We start from the raw sequence: 25,836 nt of genomic DNA, 5'->3' as shown, positions 1-25,836 counted from the left end.
CGATAATTCCATGGGTTAGGCAAATAGCCGAGAGTGCCGGAAAGTTACGGAGAATTTAATAATTACTCCGAGCTAGTTTGCCTGACCGGCAATTGCTGGCCTGCGAAGGAGTTCGCAAGCACTCCCCCTCTTTTAGGCAATAGCCGAATTAAGAAACGGTTACGCCCTTGCGCCAGTATTTCCTGGCATCCATTTCCGCTTATTCACGCAATCAGAACGATCGCTCAGACGAAATCTGGTCTAAACGTAGCGATGCATAGGCAGGTCGTAATGCGGAGCCCAGCCCAGCGGAAGGGTCACACCGGTAATCCAGCTCGCGTCATCCGAGACCAGAAATGCGACCGCGTTGGCCACGTCGTGAGGGGCACCAACACCCAGCGGATGGCAAGCATCGATGTCCTTGCGAAGCTGTTCGACTTCTTCCCGCGAGTCACACTCTTCAGCAAAACGCATTGCCATCGGCGTCGTGACGATCCCTGGGGCCACCGCGACGACGCGGATCTTCTTCGGCCCCAGTTCCCAGGCCAGCGACTGCGTAAAGCCATTGAGGCCTGCCTTACTCGCACTGTAAACCGAGAAGCCTACACAGCCCCCCAGCCCCAGGGCCGATGCGACATTCAGCACGACTCCGCCGGGCGACGGAAGCAGCGACAAAAACGAACGCGTCATTCGGATCGCGCCGGTGAGATTGATATCGAGCAGTTGCTCCCACTCACCTTCTGCGTAGTCTTCCAGGTTCTGACAAAGTTCGATCCCGGCGTTATTGACCAGGAAGTCGACCTTGCCGAACTTCTTGGACACCACTTCCTTAAGGGCCTCGATCTGACCAGGCTTGGTGACATCGCACTCTTGATAGAGGAACGGAATCCCCAGCCGCTCGAGTCGCTTCAAAACGCGTTTCGGTTCGTGCCGATTAGCGATCACGATCGACGCCCCTTCTTTCGATAACCGTTCGACAATCGCACCTCCGATTCCACGATCGCTGGCCCCGGTCACCAAGGCAACTTTACCAGAGAAACGAAGCGGAGCAGATTCTGAAGGAGTCGACATCAGTGGATTACTTCAAAGAAATGGCCAGGCGATCGAACCAGAGGACTCGATCATTTTTAATGCAAAAGCCCCAACAGAGCGACACGGGCCAGGCAATAAATGCCAATGTCGCGCTGCTGGGGCTTTTGGTGCATCGCAGAAGCAAAGCTTCGGTTTAGTGCTTGCTGTCGCCGCGGCGATCGAACCACTTACGCAGCGTGTTGAAGGTGGTCTCGCGACCCATTCGAGCGATGCTCATGGTCAGCGGAATCTTCTTCGGGCAAACGGCGACGCAGTTCTGAGCGTTCCCGCAAACCTGGATACCACCTTCTTCGGTCAACGCATCGAGGCGTTCCGAGGCGATCATTTTGCCGGTTGGGTTCAGGTTGAACAGAGCCACCTGGCTGATGGCAGCCGGGCCAACGAAATTGCGATTGAAGACTTCCGTCTTGCGAGCTTCGTAGGCGTCTTTGGATTCACCCGAGTGCTGCAGCAATTCGATCTTCGAGTACTGCGGGCAAGCTTCCACGCAGCAACCGCAGGTCATGCATTCGCTGAGCGGGTAGGCCATTTCCTGAGCGTCGCGAGACTGCTTCGGGCCAGGTCCCAGATCGTAGTAACCGTCGACTGGGATCCAAGCTTTGACTTTCTTCAAGGCGTTGAACATACGGCTACGATCGACGAACAAGTCGCGGACAACCGGGAACTTGGTCATCGGGCGAAGTTCGATTTCGCGGCTGTCTTCCAGCAGCTTGTCGACCAGAGCCGAGCAGGACTGGCGAACCTTGCAGTTGATCACCATGGTGCACGCACCACAAACTTCTTCCAAGCAACCACAGTCCCAGCAGACCGGCGTGGTCTTCTGGCCGTTGGCAGTCTTAGCCTTCGCCGCGATCTTCTGCAGAACGCTGATCACGTTCAATTCTGGCTCGTAATCGAGCTCGAATCGTTCCCAGTAGCTCGGTTTGCCCGGGCCATCCTGGCGAAGAATTTTCACGAAGAACGTTTTCGGCTTGTTTGCGTGAGCGATCATGATATTTCGTCTTCAGTGCTCAGTTTTCAGTAGGCTGGGTCACGACCCAACTTGTTCCCGCGTACCAAGTCTGCTGGGACCAGGCCCAGCCCACAACACCTTAGTTATTCGAAGCGGATGCGGCCGCTTGGGCGGCTTCCTTCTTCTTTTTGGTTCGTTCTTTCCAGACGTTGCTGATCTCTTCAGCGCCGACCAGACCGTACAAACGAGGACGGGGTGGCTCGATGCTGATATCGACATCTTCGTAGCTGATATTCACGTCGTCTCCCTCGCAGGTCGCGATCGTGCTCTTCAGGTACTTATCGACATTCGCCTCGAACTTATCGCACCAGGCTTCCGCTTGATGATGACGTTCGGTTGGATCGTCGGAGGTCAAACCTGGCAATTCGAATTCTGGCTTGTAGTGAGCACCACGACATTCGTCGCGAGCTCGAGCTCCCTTCAAAATTGCTTCCGCGATTGGGAACATGTCCTGCATCGCTTTGGTGAACAACACGTTCTGGTTCGACCAGCTACCGGTATCGCTCAAAGCACACTTCCAGGCCCGTGCCTTCAAGTCGGCCAGCTTGCCGATCGCTTCGTCGAGTTGCGAGTTGACACGCACCACGGTCGCGGCGCTGGTCATCATGTTGCCCAGTTCCTGATGGATCAGGTATGGGTTTTCGTCGCCCGACTGCTTCAGCAAGTTGTTGTGACGCTCCTGGTGCTGCTTCGAAGCGGCTTCGTACAAGGAAGCAGGCTGATCGGCGGCGGCCGCACCTGGCTTCAAGTTGTTCAGCAGCGTTTCCAGACCAGGTGCCACGAACAGCCCCGAGAAGATACAGCTCAGCAGCGAGTTCGCACCAAGACGGTTGGCACCGTGATAGTGGTAATCGACTTCGCCGATTGCATAGAGATTCGGGATGTTGGTCTGCTGGTTAGCTGGCGAACCTGGCTGAAGACCTGGACCGCTGGTCTTCTTTTCGTAATTCGTCCAGAGCCCACCCATGCTGTAGTGAACCGCCGGGAAAATACGCATCGGCGTGTAGCAAGGATCGACGCCCTGGAACTTGCGGTAGATGTCGAGAATACCACCGAGCTTGCGGTTCAGTTCGCTTGCTTCGATGTGCGTCAGGTCGAGGTAAACGCACTGACGGTCTTTTTCGACGCTCAAACCTTCGTTCACGCAGACGTTGAAAATCTCGCGCGTCGCGATGTCACGCGGAACGAGGTTTCCGTACTGCGGGTAACGTTCTTCCAGGAAGTAGTAACGTTCGCCTTCTGGAATATCGGAAGGAGATCGACTGTCTTGTGGCGTACGAGGAACCCAAACGCGGCCACCTTCACCACGAGCCGATTCGCTCATTAGCCGCAGCTTGTCGGCACCTGGAATGGCGGTTGGGTGCACCTGGATGCATTCGCCATTACCGTATTTGGCTCCGGCTTGCATACAGCGGCTGGCAGCCGAACCGTTACAGGTCATGCTCATCGTCGAGCGACCGTAGATCAGCCCGCAACCACCGGTCGCAACCACCACGGCATCGGCTCGGAACGAGCGGATTTCCATGCTGAAGAGATCTTGAGCAACGGCACCGACACACACACCTTGATCATTGGTGATGGGGCCGAGGAAGTCCCACATCTCGTATTTCTTGACCAGACCTTCCGATTCCCAGCGGCGAACTTGCTCGTCGAGGGCGTACAGAAGCTGCTGACCTGTAGTCGCCCCGGCGAAGGCGGTTCGCTTGTAGAGCGTTCCACCAAAACGGCGGCGATCGAGGAAGCCTTCCTGAGTCCGGTTGAAGGTCACACCAAGGCGATCCATCAGATCGATCACCTTCGGGGCCCACATGGCCATTTCGTAAACCGGCGGTTGGTGGTTCAGAAAATCACCACCATAGACGGTGTCGTCGAAGTGCTTGTATTCGTCATCACCCAGTTGCCGGGTCGCGTCGTTAACGCTGTTGATCCCACCTTGGGCGCACACGCTGTGCGAGCGTTTGACCGGCGTCAGGCTCATCAGGTCGACCCCGATGCCCAACTCGGCCAATTTCATGGTAGCAGCCAAACCGGCCAGACCACCACCGACAACCAGAACTCGCTTATCTGCCATTCCCATCCACCTTTGGCTCTTGGGTTTTCATTTGGCGGCGTCAGCTTCCCTCTGCTTTATTTAACCGAAGGAAGTCGCGTAGCTTTAACGTTCCGACTCGGCCTGGGGGGCTTCGTCGTGTTCTTCATGCGAAAACTTCGACTCTTCCGAATGCTTGTGCGGATTCGGCATGATATCGCCGGTCTCGACCAGGATCTCGTAGGCCTTGTCTTCCTCGACACGCACTTCCGCGATTTTCTCGGAGCTCATCGAGTAGAGACCGACAATCGCAGCCATCCCGGCGACAGCCAACAAAACAAAGACAACGTTGGCAGCCAGCTTGGCACGTTCTTGAGCCTTCGGATTGATCCAAAGCCCCCACGTAATCCCAAAGGTGAACAGACCGTTGGAGAAGTGGAAGACCGTCGCGAGCACACCAATGGTATAGAGAATCGGCACGATAATCGAAGCCTGCATCGCCAGGGCCCCGCTGCTCGCCGCGTTATAAGGCGAGAACTGGGCACCAAAGAGCGGATGCGCGACATTGTTGATCCAGAAGTTTGCATGGATCCAGCCGTGCATATGGAACACGTGCCAGGCAATAAACAGAAACGCCACCAGACCGGTCGCCCGCTGCATCGTGTAGCGGAAGTTGCTGTTGTAAGGATATGCCTGGGTGTTGGGGTTGCCGCCACTGGTTATCAGCAGCCCATACGCAGCGTGGAAGATGATCGGCAGGAAGATGAAGGCCCATTCGACCAGCGGCAGAATCGGCCCCAGCGAATGGATATGGAACACCAGTCGCTGGAAGAGCAGCGGGGCACCAAACACGCTGGCGTTCACCGAAAGGTGGACCACCATGTAGGCACCGACTGGGACCAGACCGGACAAAGAGTGCAGGCGGCGCAATAAAAATTCATTGCGTTCCAAAAAACTAGGTGCCGAGCTCACCACAGACCCTTTCCGAAATCGAGTAGACTGCCAGGTTGGGCAGAATCTCGCTTGCAAGTGTTGTCTTTAGATCGGTTTAAGGCGCGAAATGCACCCCTCGGCCGCTACTCCGACCAACCATCGAAGGGGGCCGCTCGCATGTTGCAAGTTATAGCGGAATCAGCACTTAGTTATAAGTACCCCTGCTGTAACTGGCGAAATTTCGCGTGCAATATCACCTTTGCTGATAAAGTGGGCAATCTGATCCGTCTCCCCTGCCAGTTTGGCAGGTATCTTCATGAAGCCCGATAAGGGGCTGCAAAGAATTTATGGCAAATTGTGCGTTCTACCGCGCCCTGGACGCCCTTTACCGATCGGTATTGCTCCAGCACGCAAAGTTGGCCAAAAATGGGAACTACATTTGCATACTTAACCGTCGAACGTCATGTTCTGCCAACACTTTAAGCGTGATTAATATTCTCTCAGTGCCATGCGTAACAGTTCCCAACCCGTCATGCTGATCACCGACGACGATCGCTCGTTCCGCGAGACGTTGGCGGAAGTGTTCGAGCGTCGTGGTTTCGAGCCGATCTTGGCGGCCAGCGGAGAAGAGGCGATTCAGGTCACCCAGAATACGACGGTCCATGTCGCCCTGTTCGATTTTCACATGCCGCAGCGGACCGGTCTCGAGTCGATCACTGCGTGCCGCAGCATGGGCATCAACATTCCGTACATTTTGCTCACCGGGGCGCTCGATCAAACGATCGCGACCCAAGCCGAGAGCATCGAGATCTTCTCACTTCTCGAGAAACCGGTCAGCATCCAGATCGTCACTGGCGTCGTGAAAGAAGCGATGTCGAGCCATTACCCTTGGTACGAATTGGAACGCTAAGACGCGAATCGATTGCCACGAGTTGGCAGCGTTCGTAAATAACTCAGAACATCAAGCACAATGGCGAGCCTCTAGCTCGCCATTGCGTAGTTTTCTGATCTAAGATCTGACGCCTAGATTCCCTGATCGATCGAACCCGAGGTCGGTGGAATATCGTCGGCGTTGATTTCCTTCGGCGTGCCGTGGCGTTTGGTCTCGGTACCCGGGACAATGCGTGGACCGTCGGAGGTGTCTTCGATCACCTTCTTCAGTTCGTCGGCGTCGACCACTTCCAGTTCCATCAAACGCTCGGTCAGCGATACCAGGGCGCTGCGGCGGTCTTCCATCATGCGTTTCGTGCGATCGAGAAGTTCGTCGATGATTCGCTTGATTTCCAGATCGATCTCGCGGTAGGTCTCTTCGCTGTGCGAACGAGCTCGTTCTTCCGATTGCTCAGGAATGAACGCCGAACGCCCACTGGCTCGATAGTTCACGCGACCAAGCCGGCTCATGCCGAAGTCGGTCACCATGCTGCGAGCGATTTCGGTTGCACGTTCCAAGTCGTTCTGGGCACCGGTCGAAATCTCGTCGTAGACCATCTCTTCGGCCAGCGTTCCGGCTAACAGCACCTGAATGCGGCTTTCCAGTTCGCTTTGGGTCATCAGGAAGCGATCTTCCGTCGGACGCTGCATCGTGTAGCCAAGCGCGGCCAGACCACGCGGAATGATCGAGACTTTGTGCACTGGGTCGGTATTCGGCAAGCAGTAAGCCACCAGTGCGTGGCCACTTTCGTGATAGGCGACGCGCAGCTTCTCGTCTTGATGCATGACACGCTGTTTCTTTTCGAGACCAGCCGTGACACGTTCGACCCCTTCGTCGAATTCAATCATCCCGACCGCCGCTTTTCCCTTACGGGCAGCCAGCAGGGCCGCTTCGTTCACCAGGTTTGCCAGGTCAGCCCCCGAGAAACCGGTGGTGATCGCGGCGACACCTTTCAAGTTGACCGTTTCGTCGAGCTTCACGCTGCGAACATGGACACGCAGGATGTCTTCGCGTCCGCCCGCGTCGGGTCGGTCGACCAACACCTGGCGATCGAATCGGCCTGGACGGAGCAGGGCAGGGTCGAGCATTTCAGGACGGTTGGTGGCGGCAATGATGATGATCCCGGCATTCGCCTCGAAACCATCCATTTCGACCAACAGTGCATTGAGCGTCTGCTCCCGTTCGTCATGACCACCGACGATGCTGCCGCCACGCGTCTTACCGAGGGCATCCAACTCGTCGATGAAGATAATGCAGGGACTCTTCGCCGCGGCTTGCTGGAACAGGTCACGGACACGAGCCGCACCCACACCGACAAACATTTCGACAAAGTCGGAACCGCTCATGCTGAAGAACGAGACGCCAGCTTCGCCGGCGATTGCCTTGGCAAGCAGCGTTTTCCCCGTTCCGGGAGGTCCCACCAGCAGCACGCCTTTTGGGATGCGGCCACCTAGCTCTTGGTATTTCTCTGGCGAACGAAGGAAGTCGACGATTTCGCGAACTTCTTCGACCGCTTCTTCGATGCCAGCAACGTCGTCGAAGCTGATGTTTAGATCGTCCTGCATGTGCAGCTTGCCGCGACTTCGGCCGAAGGCAATAGCACTGCCGGTTCCGCCGATTCGGCGAATCATCAAATAGCAGAACGCGATCCCCAGACCAATCATCAACAGGGGACCACCGTAAATCTCAAAGAAGTTCGGCGGACCAGTCGCTTTGTAATCGGTGAAGCCCACCTTATCGAACATCGCCTGAATCTTGCCGGCGGCATTCTCGGTTCGAACCAGGTAAGTGACGATCTTATGGCCTTCTGTCTTCGCCTTGCTCGGATCTTTCGAATCATTGTCGTAGCGATCGACCTTACCGGTAACCGACGAAGGACCGATTTCCACATTTCGCAGATTGGAATAGCGGATACTGGAAACTTTGCCTTCGCTGTCCTTGTGCTGGACAGTCACGCCGGGGTCGGTATCCGACTTCTTATCGTCCCCAATCGAAGCGATCAGGCGTTCCAGATCAGGTTGGGTTAATTCATCGGAACCTGGTTGCAGGATATACATTGCGACCAGGAAGACGACCGCACAGGCTACCAGGATGTACCACAGATTGCCGGGACTTCCCTTTTCTCCCCGCCGTTTAGGAGATTCGTCGTTGTTATCCATGAGCTTTTTGCTTTGAGTTGCAGAGAAGAATGTGTAACTGCCCAGCGGCGCGAACCGCCTGAAGTGAATCTCATCGTATACTGGCCCCGCTTCTACGACTATCTTTGCCAACTGGCAAAACAGGGCAAGCTGCTAGCGTGCCGACCAGGGGATGAGGGTTGGTCCGATTATGCCGACCAACCTCGATCCTGGGTACCGCCCTGCGGGTGACTTAGCAGACGAAGCGATCCCAGCATCCGATTGCGAAAAGAATGCCGTACGCGCCAGGGCAGTCAAACGCTTCAGGGGCGATTCCTTCCATTAATCAAGAACCAGACGCGTCGTGTCGTTTTTTCCGGCGAAATTGACTCGGCACATGCCCCATCGTCCGCTTGAAGCAACGGATGAACGACTCGGCATGGTTAAACCCACACCGATAGGCAATTTCCGGCATCGGCAGGTCGGTCTCACGAAGAAGCACGGCAGCTCGTTCAATCCGGACTCTTCGCAAGATATCGGCCGGCGAACGCCCCACGTGCCGCTCGAAACGATTTTCGAGCACTCGCCGGGAAACACTGACTGCCTTTTCGACATCGCTTATCCGAATCGGCTCGTCGGCGTGATCCCGAATGTATTTGATCGCGGCCGTTACAACATCGTCTTGAAAGCCGGTCGCGTCGGACGATCGCCGGGCAATCACCCCGTGCGGAGGAATCTCGATCGGCTCTTTCGGGGCTGGCTTTCCCTGGATCATCGCTTCCAAAAGTTCGGCCGCTCGATAGCCGACCGTTCGGCCTGCCTGGTCAAGGCTCGAGATCTCGACCGGGGCCAATGCCGACATCAATGCGTCGTCTTCAATACACAACACCGCTAGATCGTCGGGCACCTCGATCGTCGCGTTGGCACAGTGCGTAATGACCGTTCGCCCGACCATCGCGCTCCAGGCAATCACGCCAATCGGCTTCGGCAATTCCAATAGCCATCGCTGCAGTTCGTACGACTCGGAACGCAGGCCATGTTCGTTCACGATCTGCGAGTTTCCACTGAAATGAAAGACGTGCAGTCGCGATCCTTCCGATTCGACGACACGGCGAATCTCTTCCTCCATGAAGGTGCCATAGCGCATATGTGGAGCCGCTCCGATGAACGCGACGTCACGAAAGCCGCGATCCACAAAGTGTTGACCTGCCATCTGTCCGCAAGCTCGTTGATCGGAAACGACGTTCGGGTAACGCTGGGAATGGGTTCGCGTCCACGACACATTGACCGCTGGGATCTTCCGTGCCGCGATCGATCGCAACAGCGACGCATGGGTTAAACGGCCAATCACCCCATGCCCTTGCCAGTCTTTGGGAATCTGTAACACATCCCAAAAGCCATGCGGCTCGATAAAGCAGTCCCATCCACCTTGCTCGTTGGCGAAGTCCGCGACCCCGCGCAGCACGTCACGACTCCACTCAGTGGCAGTCTGCACCATCAACGCGATCGACCTTCGCGCTGGCACTCCTAGTAACGATGTATTCATGACTCGTTGTGTTAAGAACCGCCTCGCAGATCGACCATTTTCATGAAGGTTCTGCGTGCAAGCGATGGTATGAAAAAGCCTATTTTAAAACCGTGCGAAAGGCCGGTGCATTATATCAATCTTTATGCGTTATTTGTCATGTCTCCCGAAAATGGCCCGCGATATGATCGGCCCATCGTTACGCAGGACAGCATCCAACCTGGTCTCTGCCGCCTGCCGAACGACCTGAAATCCATTCCAATTTCGTTCTTCTGTTTGGTTGTTTGGAGAGAACTCTCATGTCGCGGAAACCTGACGGATTCACGCTCGTTGAATTGCTGGTCGTCATTGCGATTATCGGCGTCTTAATTGCGTTGTTATTGCCGGCCGTGCAGCAGGCACGTGAAGCGGCTCGAAGGATCAGTTGCACCAATAATTTGAAGCAACTCGGCCTCGCCTTGCATAACCATCACGATACATTCGGGGCATTCCCAGCCGGAGCGAACGACGAAAACGATTCGACCAGTGACGAAACCGGGGCGATGTGGAGTGCCCGGATACTGCCTTTCATCGAGCAAAACAATTTGTACGAAGCCCTCACGTTGACCACCGACTCGGCCAACTTTGCCGCTGGTGGTGGTGGCGTGAGCGGAGCCTCGATTGGCAGCACGAACACCTCGCATCGCAACATCGCGGCATGCGAAACGATGATCGAGAACCTCCGCTGTCCATCGGCCCCCATTCCGAAGTCCGTCAAAGATACGTCGACAGACAACTGGACCGTGCAGAATCGCGTTCCGGCAAGCTACCTGGCAAACTGCTCTGGCACGCTAACTTCCGACTACGATTCGAGCCACAACTCTGGCGGCGGTCAGGACTGGTGGGGTAAGAATCCTGGCAGCGGCTTGAATGGTGTCTTTCAGAACTTCCGAGCACTGAACTTCTCGGCGGTCACCGACGGAACGTCCAATACGGTTGCTTTTGGCGAAGCCGTTCCTGATCCGAAGAGCACCGGAGCCCGGGAAGACAAAGCGAACGGTTCGGCCGCGCAAAAAGATCACTGGTATATCGGTGGCGACGATGCCGACGTGCCGGAAGACTGGTCCGAGATGTGGGGCTCGCTGGGTGTCGGCATCAACTTGCCCAAGGTCGACCCCGGCAGTTCCGGTTTCGCCGCCTATGAGTTCGGCTACAGCAGTCAGCATCCTGGCGGAGCGATGTTCTGCCTGACCGATGGCTCGGTCACGTTCCTGGCAGAAACGATCGACGCCAACACGCGGCAAGCGTATGGCACCCGCAACGGTGAAGAAGTCATCTCCAACTAACGACCAGGCAAGGACACGCTGATGAACACTCCATTCCCGCCGCCTCGTCACGCAAGATTCGGCGGCTTCGCCTTGATGATGCTTCTGCTGCTTGGCTGCAACTCCGAGCCAGGCCGGGCCTCGATCGAAGGCCTGGTCTCGCTCGACGGACAACCTCGTAGTGGCATCGAGGTCACCTTCTGGAACGAGAACGATCACCAGCAGATGGTCTTCTCGACGACCACCGGTGACGACGGCCGATTTCTGGTCGAGAACATCTTCCTGGGAAGTGTTCGCGAATGTGTGGTGACGTTCTCGAAACCAGCTCTGAAGAACGGCAGCGATATTCCGCCGGACATCAAAGCCTCGGAAGTCGCCACGATCGATCTGGCACCGAAAAGTCTTCGCGATCCAGACAAGTCGCCGGTCCATGCATCGGTGCCGGTGAGCGACTTTCAGTACGATATTGTGACCAACCAATAGGCGGAAACGGCATCGCGAAACATGTTTGCCCGGCGACCATCTCCCCCACGAAGATGGCCGCCGGGCTTTCTTAATCCACCGCTCTCGATGGATAATTTGCTTCGGTTTGGGGAACGAATGCGTGAAACGATTTCGCGCAAGCCCTATATTGAGGGTTCATTCAACACCACGAATTGAGCTTTTTCACGCCACCTCCGGCCGAGCTCAGGGTTTCATGCTTGTTTAGGAATGCTCGTTCTGCGGCGAAGGATCTGCCGTCGTGATTCCCAATCCTTTGCACAGTCCTGAAAGGTTCCGCGATGCGTCGCTTGTACCTCCCTGGTATTGCCCTGCTGCTTTGCATGTCCGGTCTCTCTTCGTCGCTGCTAGCCGAAGACCATTTTCTCACCATTGGTGGTGGCCCCACGGCAGACGGTAACCAGGTCTCGCTCGAAAACAACGTGCTCTACTTCCAGCGCACGCTCAACAAATTGGGACTCAACCAGAAAGAACATCAGATCCTGTTTGCCGACGGCAACGATCCCGGCATCGATCTGCAAGTCGAGAATCCTGACCGAGGCCCCGAAGACCTTCGCCGAATGCTGGCCGAGATCGTTGGCCCATCGACCGGGATTCGCTTCGACTACCGCAGCAGTTCCATCGAAGGGATTTCAGGTGCGGCTCGACCGGAAGTGATCGAAGAACGCATCAAAGAGCTGAGCAATCGCCTCACCGACGGCGACCGCTTGATTCTCTACTTCACCGGTCATGGTGGTCGCGAACGGCCTGCCCCGCAGCGACGCTCGTCTCGTTCCGGCCGGCCGACCGCCGCGATCGAAGAAGATCCGAAAGAAGCAAGCGACGACTCTGACAACAAGGAAGAGTCGGCCAAGGAAGAAGATTCTTCGACCGAGGATGACAAGAAGGAAGACGACAACAGCCGATCGGTACGCCGTCGCCCGAGTCGCCCGACCTACGTTGGCAACCACACGCATCTTTGGCACCACAAGACGATGACCGTGCCGGCCTGGGCCGAGAAGCTCGATCAGCTTCCGCCAGACATGCCCGTGGTGGTGGTGATGGTGCAATGCTACAGCGGCGGCTTCGGCAACTTGATCTTTGAAGGGGGCGAACCGAAGAACGGCCTGACGTCGCTGCCTCGATGCGGGTTCTTCTCGACCGTGCCCGACCGTGTTGCCGCAGGCTGTACGCCGAATGTCGATCAGGCCGAATACCGCGAGTACTCTTCGTACTTCTGGGAAGCCCTCAGTGGCACCACGCGCACCGGTCAAATTGTTGCAATGCCCGACTACGACAACGATGGGCAGACGTCGTTACTCGAAGCCCATGCCTACACGGTGCTGACTGCCGATACGATCGACATCCCGACCCGCACGTCCGACTTCTTCCTGCAACAGCTTTCGTCCGTCGATGGCGATAAGAATCTGCTAACGATTCACACGCCGGTCGAACTGCTTCTGGCGGAAGCCGATCCATGTGAGCGAGCCGTCATCGAAGGGCTCAGTCAACACTTCGGCCTGTCAGAACAAGATCGCGGCAAAGAAGTCGACGAAGCGATCCGCAATAAACGCAGCGACAAGCGGAAGGTCGATGGTGACGTCCGTCGCAAGCAGCAAACCATCAATGGCAAGCGAGGCGAGATCAAACGAGCGTTACAGGAACGTTGGCCCGAGATCGTCAGCCCCTGGCATCCCAAGGTTGCTCAGATGATTGCCGACGAACCAGCAACGCTCGAAGACTTCATCACGAAGCACAAAGCGTATGGCGAATTGACCGAAGTCAGTGAAGAACTGCATCAGCTTCAAACCGACCAGGAACAACTGGAAGTCGATATCGTGAAGCTCGAACGGCTCAAGTACTGGCTCGAACGCCGTGCCCTGGCCCTCAATCTGCCGTTGGTTGCCGACGAAAAGAGCGTCGATCAACTTAAGCGACTCGTTGAACTCGAGTCGCAAAAGCTTTAATCACTGGCCTAGCTTACTTTGGCCAGTGATTTCTTTCTGATCTCTCGGTTCCGACTTAACGCAGCGGAACCGAGGAAGGTGCGCGGGTCACCGAGTTGTTGTACTGCGGATCGAAGTACCAATACATGCCGCCCGGGCTCGAGATGTCTCGCAGCCACTCGCGCTGTTTCGGGAAGCGATGGTTCTGCATCAACGCATAGATATCGCTGATCACCGTCGTGTTGTCGCCGTAATAGGCATGTCCCATTAGGCTCGTATCGATCTGCGTGACGTCGATCGTATCAATGCCTGAAAGCACCAGGATACTGGCTCCCACGTCACCGGCTCGCGGATAACCATTCACGGCTCGCGAAGCCTTCAACGCCAAATCGTTCTGCGAAGCATACAACGTAACGTGGTGGGCCAAACTGCTGAGTTGTGGCGCGATCTGCTCCTGGAACACCCGAGCATCAACGTCTGGTGCCGCCAGGATCACTTCGTTGAACATCTTCTCTTGCTGGTTCAGATCCTGAGCCAATGCTTCGACCGCCGCACCAAAGGCACGATTGCCCATACTGTGGGCGATCAAGTGAACGGCCTGGGCCCCGCTGTGGTAATGAATCTTCAGCAGGAACTCGCGCAGGTGCGAAGCGGTCCAGAACGAATTATTTCGATCGACGACGTACCCGAGCAGTTCGCCCTGGGATGGCCAGCTAAAGAAGACCGGAGCGCCTTGGAACTCCAGGTCGTGAGCGATCTGGGCCGTCCGGCGAGCGGCATCTTCAAAGCTAACGTTGTACCCATGGATGAAGATCAGCAGGTCCTGGTTAGGCGATTCGGCTACACGCTGCTTAAGCAAATCGAGGAACTGTTGTTCTTCCTCAGACTTTACTTCCATCAGCATCACGTGGTCTTCCGGCTTCTCTTCAAATTCCCAGTGCAGCACCGAGGGGGATTCGAGTTTGCCCGCCTGATGCGACTTCGGAATGCTAACCTTACAGGTCCCGAGTTCTAGGTCGCCTTGCTCTTTTCCGTAAACGACCGACTGGTTCGTTAAGAAACGATCGTACTTGTTGTACTGAACCCAACCCTCTTGCCCCACGACGATCGCCCCGGTGATGGCCACGACGACCGTCAAGCCGGCGACAATATATTGCTGGAACTTGGTCAGCAGCAAAGCTACCGCGATCCCGAGCAGAACGCAGGTCGCCGCTGGGAGCAGCGCGTGATATTTATGTGGCAGAACACCGCCTGGCCAAACCATCGGTGCCCGGTCGGTTCCATAGAACACCTCGACCACGTCGAATGGGTCGTCACTCGGTGGTCGAACATCCGCCGGGGATTGGGCGGCCATCGACTGCATCGGAGCAGCTTCTGGCGAAAGCATCGGTGCCGCTTGTTCGGGGGCAGCCTGCATCATGCGGGGCTGCATCATTTGAGGCTGCATGGCCTGCGGCTGAAGCGACCGTTGCTGTTGAACAACAGGGCCTTCGAGTGGCAACCCTTGCGGCTGCGAGAATCGACTCATCTCGCCCGACATCCGCTGCTTCATTTCTGGGGAAGTGAGCGGGGCCTGTGGTTGGACCGCTTGTGACTGGAACTGGGGAACGGGCTGAAACTGCGGAGCCAACTGAGGCGGGCTCTGCTGCTGCATCGCTTGCGGAGCGACCTGAACCGGGGGATCCATCGGCACGCCATGGTCAACCACGGGCCCGTTTTGCGGAGCATCGGCATGTCCGACTTCCGTTTCCCTTTCCTTGTTACTACAGCCCACCAACCCAATGGCGAACGTAATCACCAGGAACATTCCCATGCACTGATCGAGAATTCGATTCCCTTGTGCCCGGTACCGCGTTGTCAAAAGCATCGCTTTCCCCCGACTCCATTCCACGTAGCCCCTGACCATTTCAAGTCAAATAGGGGGTGGATATTAGCGAGCCAGGTAGGGGAGTGAAAGATCGGTTTTCGCCTTTGCTAGCACGAAATGCAAGTCTGTAGCCAGTTAACCAACAACGACTAACTGTTTGCCATTTATCCACTTACAACCTAGAACCAAGGATCGCAAGGCTGCGCGAAAAATGCTTGGGGGCTGAAAACCATTTCCCCCTGACCTTCGTCATATCCTTTAAGATCCAAGAGCGAGTCGCGACACTCTTCTTCCCCCTCTACCCCCGGAAACATGCGATGTTGCCCAACTCTCGAACGTTCCCCTGGACGCTTTCGGTACTACTGCTTCTCCCTACGCTGCTTTACGCCGCCGATCCAGCACCAGACGCGGTCACCAAAGAGGATGAACGGGCCTATGTCCTGGCACCGACCCCAATCCGAGAGGCGCTGCAAGATCGCAAGTACGACGAAGCGATCCAAAAGATCGATGCTGAACTGGCCAAAGGGGAAGGGGACACCGAGCAGCTTCTCTACCTGAAAGGGCGTGCGTTCCATTTCGCCGGTAAATACGAAGATGCCGTGCGCACCCTGGAAGAACAGCTTAAGCGATTCCCCGATTCGCATTGGAGCCGCAAGGCTCGGTTCGGAATTGGCCTGGCCCATGCTCGCCGGGGCGATTATCGCAGCGCCGAAGCCGCTTATCGTCAACAGGCTCGCTACCTGCTATCGCTCGATCGGAAAGAAGAAGTCGCCGAGATTTATCTGAGCCTGGCCGGGGTGGCTTTCGATTGCGGCGAAGAAACCAAAGATCAGGCCGAGTTCAACAAGGCGTTACAGTTCTATCGAAAGGCTCTGGAGGTGGGACCGAAGCCTGCAACACAGGATAGTATCAATCTTCAGATCGCCCGCAGCTTGAATCAGATCGGCCAGCAGGGGGAAGCGATCAAAGTGTACGATCGCCTGGTCGCCGATGGCACCGACTCAGCTACGATGCTGACCGCTCGTTACGAACTGGGGGACACGTATCGGAAAACGAATCAACTGACTGCGGCCCGTAAGACCTGGGAAGACCTACTGGCCCTGCATACAGAAGATAAGTCCAAACTGCTTCCTAAAGCCGCCTTCCGCCTGGCCGAGACCTATCAGTTCCCCAATCCTCCTAGCGATCAGGACCTGGAACTAGGCGTTTCCGCGTTGGAAGCTTACCTGGCCAAATACCCGGAACATGAAGATGTGCCGGAAGCCCATTTCCAACTTGCACGAGCTTACTCGCATCGTGGCCGCGGAGACGATGCCGTCGCGGCTTTGCAGTCGTTCTTGAAAATCGATCAGTTCGCCAACACCGATGCCTATGCCGAGGCCCGGTTCCTGCTCGGCTCGATCTACGCTCAGCAGAACAAGTTCGACGAGGCAATCGCTGCCTGGAGCGAATACCTCTCGAAGCACCCGACTCATTCCAAGTGGAGCGAGGCTCAGCAGCGGATCATCAACACGCAGTACCAGAAGGCCGAGTTCGCCTACAACGCGGAAGACTACGATCAGTCCCGTCAGTTGTGGCGAGAGTTCCTGGCGAAATACCCGGTCGACTCGCGAGCCCAGCAGATCCAATTTCAGATTGGCCAGAGCTTCTACGAACAAAAGAACTGGGACGAAGCGATCCAGACCTGGAAGCAGCTCGCCAGTAAGTTCCCTGGCAGTCACATCGCCGCCCAGGCTCAGTACCGCATCGCCCTGACGACCGAACAAGAGCTGAGCAAGCTGGCCGACGCCCTCGAACTTTACAAGCAATTGGCCAACACGCCGTTCGCATCCCAGGCCCAGCAGCGGATCAACCTGCTGACCGGCGAAGAACTGGCCGTCAGCACGCTGCGGAAGTTTCGCTCACAGGAAAAGCCTTCGATCAAGCTCGAAACGCGGAACCTCGAAAAGGTAACCGTGCAGATCTATCCAATCGATCTGGAAACTTACTTCCGCAAGATGCAGACCACCGGCGGCATCGAGAACCTCGATATCGCCCTGATCGATCCGGCCAAGAGTTTCACCTTCGAGATCCCCGATTACGAAAAATACCGCCTCGATACCCACACGATCGACATCCCAATTCCGGCCCCTGGTGCCAAGGAAGGGGACGAATTGGCGAAAGCTGGCGTCGTCGCCGTGACCGTGACCGGCGAACGTAAAGAGTCGACCACAATCGTCCTGCAAAGCGACTTGGACATGATCGTGAAGAGTTCGCGTGACGAGGTGTTCGTTTACGCCCAGAACATGCAGAGCGGCAAGCCATGGGAAAACGTGCGTTTGTTGCTCTCGAACGGTAGCGAAGTCTTTGCCGAAGCAACGACCGGTGCTGATGGTGTCTATCGAGCCAAACGCGACGAACTGCATGGCTCCGGCGACATCCGAGTCCTCGGCGTGATCGACGGACACTCGGCCGCCAATATCGTTAGCCTCAACGGCTTGCAGATGGCACGTGGCCTCGAACGTCGTGGCTACCTTTACACCGATCGTCCCGCCTATCGCCCAGGGCAACTGGTGCATGTCCGGGGCATCATTCGCCACGTCCAAGACGACCGCTATACCATTCCATCGGGGGCAACCTACGAGTTGGAAGTCCTCGACCCACGTGGCCGGGCCTTGTTGTATGAAGAAGTCAAACTCTCTGACTTCGGTACCGCTGGGGGTCACTTGATCCTGCCAGCTCAAGCCGCCATCGGTTCGTACCAGGTGGTGCTCAAGTCGACGAAGGATCGTTCGGAAGCGTACTACGGCAACTTCCAGGTCGCCGAGTTCCAACTCCCTCGCATCTTCCTGGAAGTCGAGACCGACGAGAACGTTTATTACCGAGGAGAAACGGTTCGCGGCAAGATCACCGCTCGCTACTATCACGGCGACCCTGTGATCAAGCGGAACCTTGAATACTTCATCGATGGCAAACAAGTCCAGGCCCAAACCAATCAACAAGGTCAGGTCGAATTCGAGTTCCCGACGCGTGAACTGCGTGACTCGCGTACGGTTCAGATCGTGGCTCGTATCCCCAGCGAAGAAGCGACGATGTCACACAACGTCTTCATTTCGTCGGTCGGGTTTTCGCTCAGCACGAAGGTTCTCCGCGATACTTACCTCGCCGGAGAATCGTTCGACGTGACCGCCACGGTGAAAGACCTGGAAGGAGAACCGCTAGCGACCGACCTTACGCTTTCGGTCCTTCGTTTGCCAGAACGCGTGCCGAACATGCACTCGTCGCAATCGGCACCGGTTCCATCGCAAGATCAAGAGGTACTTGTCGCCAAGCACACACTGAAGTCAAACGACCAGGGCGAGGCACGTCAAACGTTGAAGCTTGAAGAAGGTGGCCGCTACATTCTTCGCTTCACCGGTATCGATCGCTTCAAGCACGATATCTCTGCCCAGTCCGACGTCCGCATCTCGGACGAGACCGATCGTGTTCGGCTGCATATCCTGGCCGATCGCCACTTGCTGAAAGCAGGCGAGAAGACTTCGGTCGATGTCCATTGGCGAGGCAAACCAACGATGGCGTTGGTGACCTTCGAAGGCTCGAAGATCCTGGACTATCGCCTGGTCGAATTGAAGACTGGAAAGAACGCGTTGAAGTTCGATGTCGACACGTTCCTGGCACCGAACTTCCAGTTGGCCATCGCAGCGATGACCGACGCCAAGCAGAAGAAGGACGAAGAATCGCCAATTCGCTTCCATTCTGCGGAAAGTGAATTCCAGGTCGAACGCGACTTGAACATCGCCTTGAAGTTGCCTGAATCGGCCCGTCCTGGCGACACCGTGAAAGCGGAACTAACCACAACCGATGCCCTGGGCAACCCGGTCGCGGCCGAATTGAGCCTGGCGTTGATCGAGAAGAGTTTGCTCGACCAGTTCCCATCGACGCTGGCCAAGCCGAATCAGTTCTGGCAAGGCAACCCACGCATGTTCGCCATGCGGGCCAGCTCCAGCATCGACTTCTTCTACCAGCCTGCGACCCAGGAAATAGACAGCCGCTTGTTGGCCGAAGAAGAGCGTTTGGAAGAGATCGAAGAGATTCGCCTCGAGCTGAGCGACTTCGCCGACGCGCGTCGGCGCGACTTCGACATGCCGGTCGTGGCTGCGGAAGAGCCGATGGCGATGGATGGCAATTACAACGGAGACTATGGCGGTCCGACCGGGGGCATGGGCGGCTTTGGCGGGGACAAGATGCAATTTGGCGAGATTCAGCAGCAACAGATGGCTCAACTGGCAATGCCTGGCCGAAAGTCGGCAAGGGAAGCCAGCGGACTCTCTTCAAAGCCTGACAGCCAGGTCTTTTCGTTCTTCGTCGGTTCGGCCGATCGAGGCGTGAATAGTGCGATTCCACAACTTCAAAATGGCCGCTGGGATATCGATGCTGATGACACCAACTGGTACTTCGACTCGAAGGGACAGCCAGGGCTCGGCTACCAGGTGATCGATCAGAATGGTCAGTACTCGAATCGATTTATTACTTTGGCTGCCATTCAACCCGACGGCAATACGAACCTCTTCGGTGTGCTCAACCGCGCTGCCAAACCAGGCGAAACCGTTCTGCCAGGTCTTCCACCGCAGGAAACCGCTTTCTGGGCACCCAACCTGACGACGGATGACAAAGGCGTGGCCAGTGTCGAAATCACGCTGCCTCCCAAGTCGACGACCTGGAAATTACTTGCCAACGGAATCACAGTCGAAACGCTGGCCGGGGAAGCTGCGGCGGAGCTGACAGTCTCGAAACCCTTGTTTGCCGACGTGAAGCTGCCGATGGCCCTGCAAAGTGGCGACAAGATTCAGGTTCCCGTTCGGATCTTCAAACGTGATGGCCAGCCAGGCAACGTGGAACTGACGCTCGAAATTTCGATTGGCGAGAAGAAGGTCACGCAAACCAAGACCGTCGAGTTCAAGACGGAGAACGAAAAGCAACTGCTGATTCCACTCGAGATCGATCCCGCTTCGGTGAAGTCGTCCGATACTTCTTCGGCCAGCTTCCAGTTAATGGTCAAGTCAGGCGAGATGGTCGACATCCAACGTCAGACGGTGCCGATCCGAGAACGCAGCTATCGCGTTGTGCGTTCCGCCGGTGGGAAGGCTTCCAGCGACATGACTGCTACGGTTGCCTATCCGGAAGGAATGCCTTGGGAAGATCCGCAGTTGACCGTTGTTATCGGCCCGAACGTCCGAGCCGATCTGCTGAATGTCCTCGATCCTCCGATCATGCCGCTATACCGGTGCGGTACGATCACCGCGACGCCGATTGATACACTGACCAGCGACATTCTGGCAGGGCTCGCGTTGGAAGGTTTGCTGCAGCAAAGCCCTGATCAAGGTGGCCCTTCGCTCGATTCGGTGAAAGCCAAAGTCGATTCCGCTATCGCATCGTTGATTGTGATGCAGAAAGATGATGGTGGTTTTAGCTGGAGTGGTGCGGCTCGCGACACGAATCGTTATTCGACCGCACGTGCTTTGTGGGCTTTGGCCGCGGCACGCAAGGCAGGGCACCGAGTCGATGCCGACCTGATCCAGAAGACGGTGCATGCCTTGAAGAACGAAGTGCCGAAGCTTCCCGTGGGTGACTACGATAGCAAGGCGACGATCTTGCATGCGTTGACGGTCGCCGACGCTGGCGACTTCTCGTTGGCGAACCAATTGCATCGCAACCGTCCATCGCTGACCGCTTCCGGCTGTGCCTATCTGGCGTTGACGTTCGCGGAAATGAACCGCAATGACACGGCCCGCGAACTGACCACTCTGGCGAAGACCAAGCTCGGCGAAAAGGGCATCTCCGGCTGGAACAGTTCCGCCGTGGAAGCGAAGTCGCTGTATGCCTTGTGTGTCCTGAAGACCGAGCCAAAGTCGCCGGAGTTGGCCCGGGTTGCTCAGGAAGTGCTTCAATCACGTCAAGGTCATCGCTGGGATCCCGACAAAGCGACAGGCCCGGCAATGCTGGCGATCTGCGGATGGACTTCTGGTCAGGCCCTCGCCGCTGAAGAGTATCAGCTCGCGATCCTGGTGAATGGCAAGGCAGTCAAGACGCTGAAGATCGACGCCAAGTCACTCACGCAGATGGTGACCATTCCGGCTGACTTCCTGAAACGCGAGAAGCAGGAAACTGTCCGCTTCCAATTGACTGGCCGCGGCGAGTTCACTTACCGCTGCGAACTTTCAGCCGACGTCCCGCTCGACAAGTTGAAGTCGAATACGACACGTTGGTACGTCAACCGCAACTACGACCCGGCCCCGATTCGCTTCGATGGGGAAGAGATCCCCAGTGGCTTTGGCATCGTCAGTGGTAGTTACCAATCGTTCCGCAACGACCTCAAGCAACTCGCTGCCGGTGAACGCGGCAAGGTTCGCCTCCACATTCATCGCAGCAATGTGCGAAACGACGAGGACGAACAACAGGTCGAGTACCTGGTCGTGACCGAGCCGATTCCATCTGGCACGACAATCGATCCTTCATCGCTGAAGGGCCCTTACGAACGTTACGAGATCCACCCAGGCTTTATCGTTTTCTATCTGGGGACCGGTCGTGGATCGCGTTACTTGCAGTACGACCTGGTCGGCATTCAGCCTGGCGATTACTACGCCGGGCCAACGCTGGTGCAAGATGTCTACCGTCCCGAAAGCCTGGCCGTCGGCGAAGCCAAATCGTTGAAGGTCCTGGCCGATGGCGAAGACAGCTCTGACCAGTATCGTTTAACACCGGTTGAACTGTACGAACTGGGTCGACGCAAGTTTGCCAAGGGAGACATTCCTGGGGCGGAGGCGCACCTGACCGAACTATTCAGCAACTGGTCGCTCGACAACAACCCGCTTCGCGAGACGGTGAAGACGTTGTTCGACATCCATCTGCAACAGAACCATTCCGCCGAAGGGGTGAAATTCTTCGAGCTGTTGATCGAAAAGTTCCCTGATGAAAAGATCCCATTCGTCAAGCTGTTGAAGGTGGGCGATGCCTACAACGAACTGGGCGAATACGAACGAAGCTACCTCGTCTTCCGCGCCGCCGTGGAAGCGAACTTCATGGTCGAAAGCCAGGTGGCAGGCTTCCTCGTCGATCAGGGCGAAATCATTCGCAGCATCAAGGTGATGGAAGCCTTGCTGAACGACTCGCCTCAGGAACCGTACGCAGCGATTGCCGAATATGCCTTGGCGACCGATGTTTACAGCAACGCCGCTCAGGCCGCCGAAACTCGTGAAGGAAAGCTTCGCAAGTTCTCGCGTGTTCACTTCCAGAAGAAGTCGCTCCAGATGCTCGAGCAGTTCCTGACGACCCATCCGGAAGATCCTTCCGCCGATGAAGCGGCCTTCGCGTTGGCTTCTGGCATGACAGAACTGGAACAGTATCAGCAAACGATCGATCTGTGCGAACAGTACACCAGTCGCTATCCCCAGAGCAAACACTTGAGCAGCTACTGGTACCTGACGGCGTTCTGCCACTTCGCCTTGAGCCAGCCCAAACAGGCCTTGGAGATGTCGGAGAAGGTCGCCCAGAGCGTTGCCGCTGGTCAGCAAAATGCAGACACCGTTGCCGCTCAGAATCGTTGGCGAGCGATCTACATCATGGGTCAGATCCACCACTCGCTGAATCAGGCGGCGGAAGCGATCGAGAACTATACCCAGGTGAAAGATCGGTTCGTCGATGCTTCGCAGGCCATCGAGTACTTCACCCGTCAGGCGATCTCGCTGGAGGAAGTCACCAGCTTCCTGCCGAACGAGAAGGTTGAACTGCAACTTGATTATCGCAACGTGAAGCAGTGCGAAGTGAAGGTTTATCGCATCGACCTGATGAAGTTCGGTCTGCTGCAACGCAACCTGCAGAAGATCACGACGATCAACCTGGCCGGCATCCAGCCGCTTCATGAAACGACCATTCCGCTTGGCAATGGCAAGGACTATCAGAACAAGGACCGCAAGGTTCCTCTGCCACTGTCCGACGAAGGGGCCTACCTGATCGTGGCCCGTGCCGACAATCTGCACGCCAGCGGCCTGGTCCTGATCAGTCCGTTGAAGCTGGATGTTAACGAAGACCAGGTCTCCGGCCGTGTCCGCGTGACCGTCAAGAATAAGGTGGCCGACACCTATGTCGACGACGTCCATGTGAAAGTGATCGGCACGGCAAACCCAGACTTCGTTTCGGGTGAAACCGATCTACGGGGTATCTTCATCGGCGATGGCATCCAAGGCCGTACGACGGTGATCGCCCAGGCCAAGAAAGGGGAATACGCCTTCTTCCGTGGCGACAAAGAGCTTGCGTTGACTGCCGAGGAATCGAAGCGGATGCGTTCCAACGCACCGCCGATGCCTGCTCAGCAAGCGGTGCCGCAAAGTAAGCAGATGGACTCTCGTCAGGAACTGTTGAAAGGGATTCAATCGGGGAACGGTCTGATCCAAGAGGAACAGCGCCGCAACCTCGATCGCTTCTATCGCAACGATGTGAAAGACGGCATCAAGAACTTCAAGTTCTAGTCACGCAGCGGTGACGACATTGCTGTGGCAATGGGAACGAACACGATCAAAGGCATGAACGCCGCGACAACCGGGGAGCGAATGATCCAGTAATTCGCTCCCATGGCCTTGCAGGCCAGGGTCACTGCGTAAAAGCAAACGACCAGCAACAAGCAGTAGCCGATCGCAATGAAGATGTTGCGATTCTCTTTTCGCAAGACAATGGGCAGCCCCAGGAACAGCAACGTGATATCGAGGAATGGCTGCACGATGCGGCTATGAATCTCGACCCGAACATCCGCGCCAACATCGAGGCTGCGATTGCTGAGCGTCGAGATCAACGCGTACGTCGAAGCGTAGTCGCGCCATTGGCTGCTGGCCGTCAGTTGCTCGAAGGTAAGGTCGGTCACCAGAAAGCACTGACCTTGCTCCATCCAGGGATGGTCGTCCGGCATCAACAGAAGTGGTCCGTCCGGCAATTCGACCGAGGCTACTCCCGCGGTTGTTTCTGGCTTGGTAACTCCGCTGACGAGAAATCCGCCAGGGCGATCGGCCGTTGGGGGCATGTAGTCCGCTGTGGCGCCCATGACTTCTTTCCCCACGCCATCGAACTCTCGCGGCAAGCGAAACACAGGGGACTCGATCCGCTGTTCCTTGGCAAAGGTCGCCGCCCCGTTGATCAACACGTCGGTCCGATTGTCGAATTGCTGCTGAAGAGTCTTGCGAGATTCGCCCAGCCAGTCCTGAGCGTTACGTGTCAATCGATCCATGTAATGGGGAATCAATAGTTCACGATTCAGCACACCAAGCACGGCGATCACGATCACCGCGATGACAATCGGTCGCACGATACGGGCCTGGGAAATCCCTGCCGCCATGAGGGCAGTCATTTCATTATGACGCTGAATCCATGTCACGGTGAACATCGCCGAGATCAGCGTCAAGATGCCGCTGGTCATCCCGAAGAAGGTGAACACGCGCGGGCTGTAGTAATCCCACAACACGCCGAACGTACTGCCTGTCTGGTCGCCATACTTCAAGAACTCGTCCAGGTTATTGAACGAGTCGATGACAATAAACAGTCCCGTGAAACTGATAAAGAAGATCAGAAACGACTTGAGGAACTGAAATAACAGGTATCGGTCGATTAGAAGCATGGGATAGAAAGTCCGCCCGGCTTGCTAGCATCGTGAAATGGGTTCGGATGCGATTTATACCGATTCGGCTCCGATCCCCAAAGACGAAAAGCCCCACACAATTTGACGAGGGGCTGCTCAACCACGATAAAGCATGCTGCCCAGTTCGATTCCTCAAGAACACCTCGTGGCAAAAGCGGTCGTCAAGATGCGTCGATTCAGCGGTTGGACTCAGATGCTTGGTCGCCAGGTTGCTGGACTGCTATTGCCAGGGACCTGTTGTCTATGCCGGGCCGAAGTTGCGGACTATCGCAGTTCCCACGTCGTCTGCGATTGTTGTCAGCATCGCCTCGCCCAACAGCGTCATTGTTCGCGCTGCAGTGCCGTGCTAGCTCACGACCAGGTATTGCCTGACGGGGGCTGCCCTTGGTGCCATCATCTGAAGCTGCCGTTCGATGCCATCTTTGCTGTGGGCAATTACGAGGGCTCGCTTCGCGACACGTTGTTGCAAGCGAAGCTGCGTGGTGGATCGGCCGCGGCATGGGATCTGGGGCAACTTGTGGCAGGTCGGTGTGACTCGCTGCAGGATGCTTCTCCGGTGGCGGTCCCGGTGCCGATGTATTGGTCGCGTCGCCTTCGTCGGGGAATCCATACCTCGCAGCTTCTGGCAAAATCCCTGGCCTCGGCTGGCAATTGGTCCTGTTTTCCGCTGGTTTCATGTCAAAGGCCACTCGCGAAACAGAGTGAGCTACCTTTCTCTAGCCGCAAGGCGAACGTCCGTGGGGCATTCACCGTAAGAGGAACCGTTCCGACAGATCGACCGATTGTGCTGGTTGACGACATTATGACCACCGGAGCGACTCTGACGGAGCTAGGGCGTGTCCTCCGCCAGGCAGGCGCCCAGCAGGTTTACGTAGCGATCGTGGCAAGGTCGACTCCCGACTACGTTAACGCTTAAGCAGACCTTGCCAGCCGATTTTCAGAAAAAACCGACCGATTTGA

Annotated in this window: 14 protein-coding genes; 6 read left to right on the top strand and 8 right to left on the bottom strand. The window is 56.5% G+C overall.

The features are described from left to right. Window positions 1–240: 240 nt before the first annotated feature. From ABD890_RS15725 to ABD890_RS15710, 4 genes are all read right to left on the bottom strand, one after another. On the bottom strand, window positions 241–1,050 hold the full coding sequence (locus tag ABD890_RS15725) for an SDR family NAD(P)-dependent oxidoreductase (RefSeq protein ID WP_345091572.1): 810 nt from the start codon (window positions 1,048–1,050) through the stop codon (window positions 241–243). Between the two features lie 154 nt (window positions 1,051–1,204). Next, window positions 1,205–2,062: a succinate dehydrogenase iron-sulfur subunit gene (gene sdhB, locus ABD890_RS15720; RefSeq protein WP_345091569.1), complete on the bottom strand. Its 858-nt coding sequence runs from the start codon at window positions 2,060–2,062 to the stop codon at window positions 1,205–1,207. A gap of 100 nt (window positions 2,063–2,162) precedes the next feature. After that, window positions 2,163–4,154, bottom strand: a complete 1,992-nt coding sequence (gene sdhA, locus ABD890_RS15715; protein WP_345091566.1) for a succinate dehydrogenase flavoprotein subunit — start codon at window positions 4,152–4,154, stop codon at window positions 2,163–2,165. A gap of 84 nt (window positions 4,155–4,238) precedes the next feature. After that, window positions 4,239–5,042 carry a succinate dehydrogenase cytochrome b558 subunit gene (locus ABD890_RS15710; protein ID WP_345091563.1) on the bottom strand — a complete coding sequence of 268 codons (804 nt, stop codon included), beginning with the start codon at window positions 5,040–5,042 and terminating at the stop codon, window positions 4,239–4,241. A gap of 511 nt (window positions 5,043–5,553) precedes the next feature. Between ABD890_RS15710 and ABD890_RS15705 the strand changes: the two genes are divergently transcribed. Then, complete coding sequence (locus ABD890_RS15705; protein WP_345091560.1) at window positions 5,554–5,955, top strand: response regulator; 402 nt, start codon at window positions 5,554–5,556, stop codon at window positions 5,953–5,955. A gap of 113 nt (window positions 5,956–6,068) precedes the next feature. Here ABD890_RS15705 and ftsH read toward each other — a convergent pair whose 3' ends face one another. Together ftsH and ABD890_RS15695 are read right to left on the bottom strand one after the other, a co-directional pair. Next, on the bottom strand, window positions 6,069–8,135 hold the full coding sequence (ftsH, locus tag ABD890_RS15700) for an ATP-dependent zinc metalloprotease FtsH (RefSeq protein WP_345091557.1): 2,067 nt from the start codon (window positions 8,133–8,135) through the stop codon (window positions 6,069–6,071). A 304-nt stretch (window positions 8,136–8,439) separates the two neighbouring features. After that, the gene (locus tag ABD890_RS15695) at window positions 8,440–9,639 is read right to left on the bottom strand and encodes an AraC family transcriptional regulator (protein WP_345091554.1); all 1,200 of its coding nucleotides are present in this window, start codon (window positions 9,637–9,639) and stop codon (window positions 8,440–8,442) included. A 278-nt stretch (window positions 9,640–9,917) separates the two neighbouring features. Here ABD890_RS15695 and ABD890_RS15690 point away from each other — a divergent pair, with 278 nt between their 5' ends. From ABD890_RS15690 to ABD890_RS15680, 3 genes are all read left to right on the top strand, one after another. Next, window positions 9,918–10,943 carry a DUF1559 family PulG-like putative transporter gene (locus tag ABD890_RS15690; protein ID WP_345091551.1) on the top strand — a complete coding sequence of 342 codons (1,026 nt, stop codon included), beginning with the start codon at window positions 9,918–9,920 and terminating at the stop codon, window positions 10,941–10,943. A gap of 21 nt (window positions 10,944–10,964) precedes the next feature. Then, on the top strand, window positions 10,965–11,405 hold the full coding sequence (locus tag ABD890_RS15685) for a carboxypeptidase-like regulatory domain-containing protein (protein ID WP_345091548.1): 441 nt from the start codon (window positions 10,965–10,967) through the stop codon (window positions 11,403–11,405). Between the two features lie 299 nt (window positions 11,406–11,704). Continuing rightward, a complete protein-coding gene (locus tag ABD890_RS15680) occupies window positions 11,705–13,369 on the top strand; it encodes a hypothetical protein (protein ID WP_345091546.1) in 1,665 nt (554 codons plus the stop codon). A 55-nt stretch (window positions 13,370–13,424) separates the two neighbouring features. Here the strand turns inward: ABD890_RS15680 and ABD890_RS15675 are convergent, their stop codons facing one another. After that, window positions 13,425–15,215: an alpha/beta hydrolase gene (locus ABD890_RS15675; protein ID WP_345091543.1), complete on the bottom strand. Its 1,791-nt coding sequence runs from the start codon at window positions 15,213–15,215 to the stop codon at window positions 13,425–13,427. Between the two features lie 317 nt (window positions 15,216–15,532). Here ABD890_RS15675 and ABD890_RS15670 point away from each other — a divergent pair, with 317 nt between their 5' ends. After that, the gene (locus ABD890_RS15670) at window positions 15,533–23,719 is read left to right on the top strand and encodes a tetratricopeptide repeat protein (protein WP_345091540.1); all 8,187 of its coding nucleotides are present in this window, start codon (window positions 15,533–15,535) and stop codon (window positions 23,717–23,719) included. Here ABD890_RS15670 and ABD890_RS15665 read toward each other — a convergent pair. Then, the gene (locus ABD890_RS15665) at window positions 23,716–24,855 is read right to left on the bottom strand and encodes an LptF/LptG family permease (RefSeq protein WP_345091537.1); all 1,140 of its coding nucleotides are present in this window, start codon (window positions 24,853–24,855) and stop codon (window positions 23,716–23,718) included. The genes ABD890_RS15670 and ABD890_RS15665 overlap by 4 nt on opposite strands. A gap of 166 nt (window positions 24,856–25,021) precedes the next feature. On the opposite strand from ABD890_RS15665, the gene ABD890_RS15660 reads away from it, so the two are divergent. Further along, window positions 25,022–25,792, top strand: coding sequence for a ComF family protein (locus ABD890_RS15660; RefSeq protein WP_345091534.1), 771 nt, complete (start codon window positions 25,022–25,024; stop codon window positions 25,790–25,792). Window positions 25,793–25,836: the final 44 nt, after the last annotated feature.

Source organism: Bremerella cremea (genome assembly GCF_039541315.1).
Classification (GTDB): Bacteria; Planctomycetota; Planctomycetia; order Pirellulales; family Pirellulaceae; genus Bremerella; species Bremerella cremea.
This window is presented reverse-complemented; position numbering and strand designations above follow the sequence as displayed.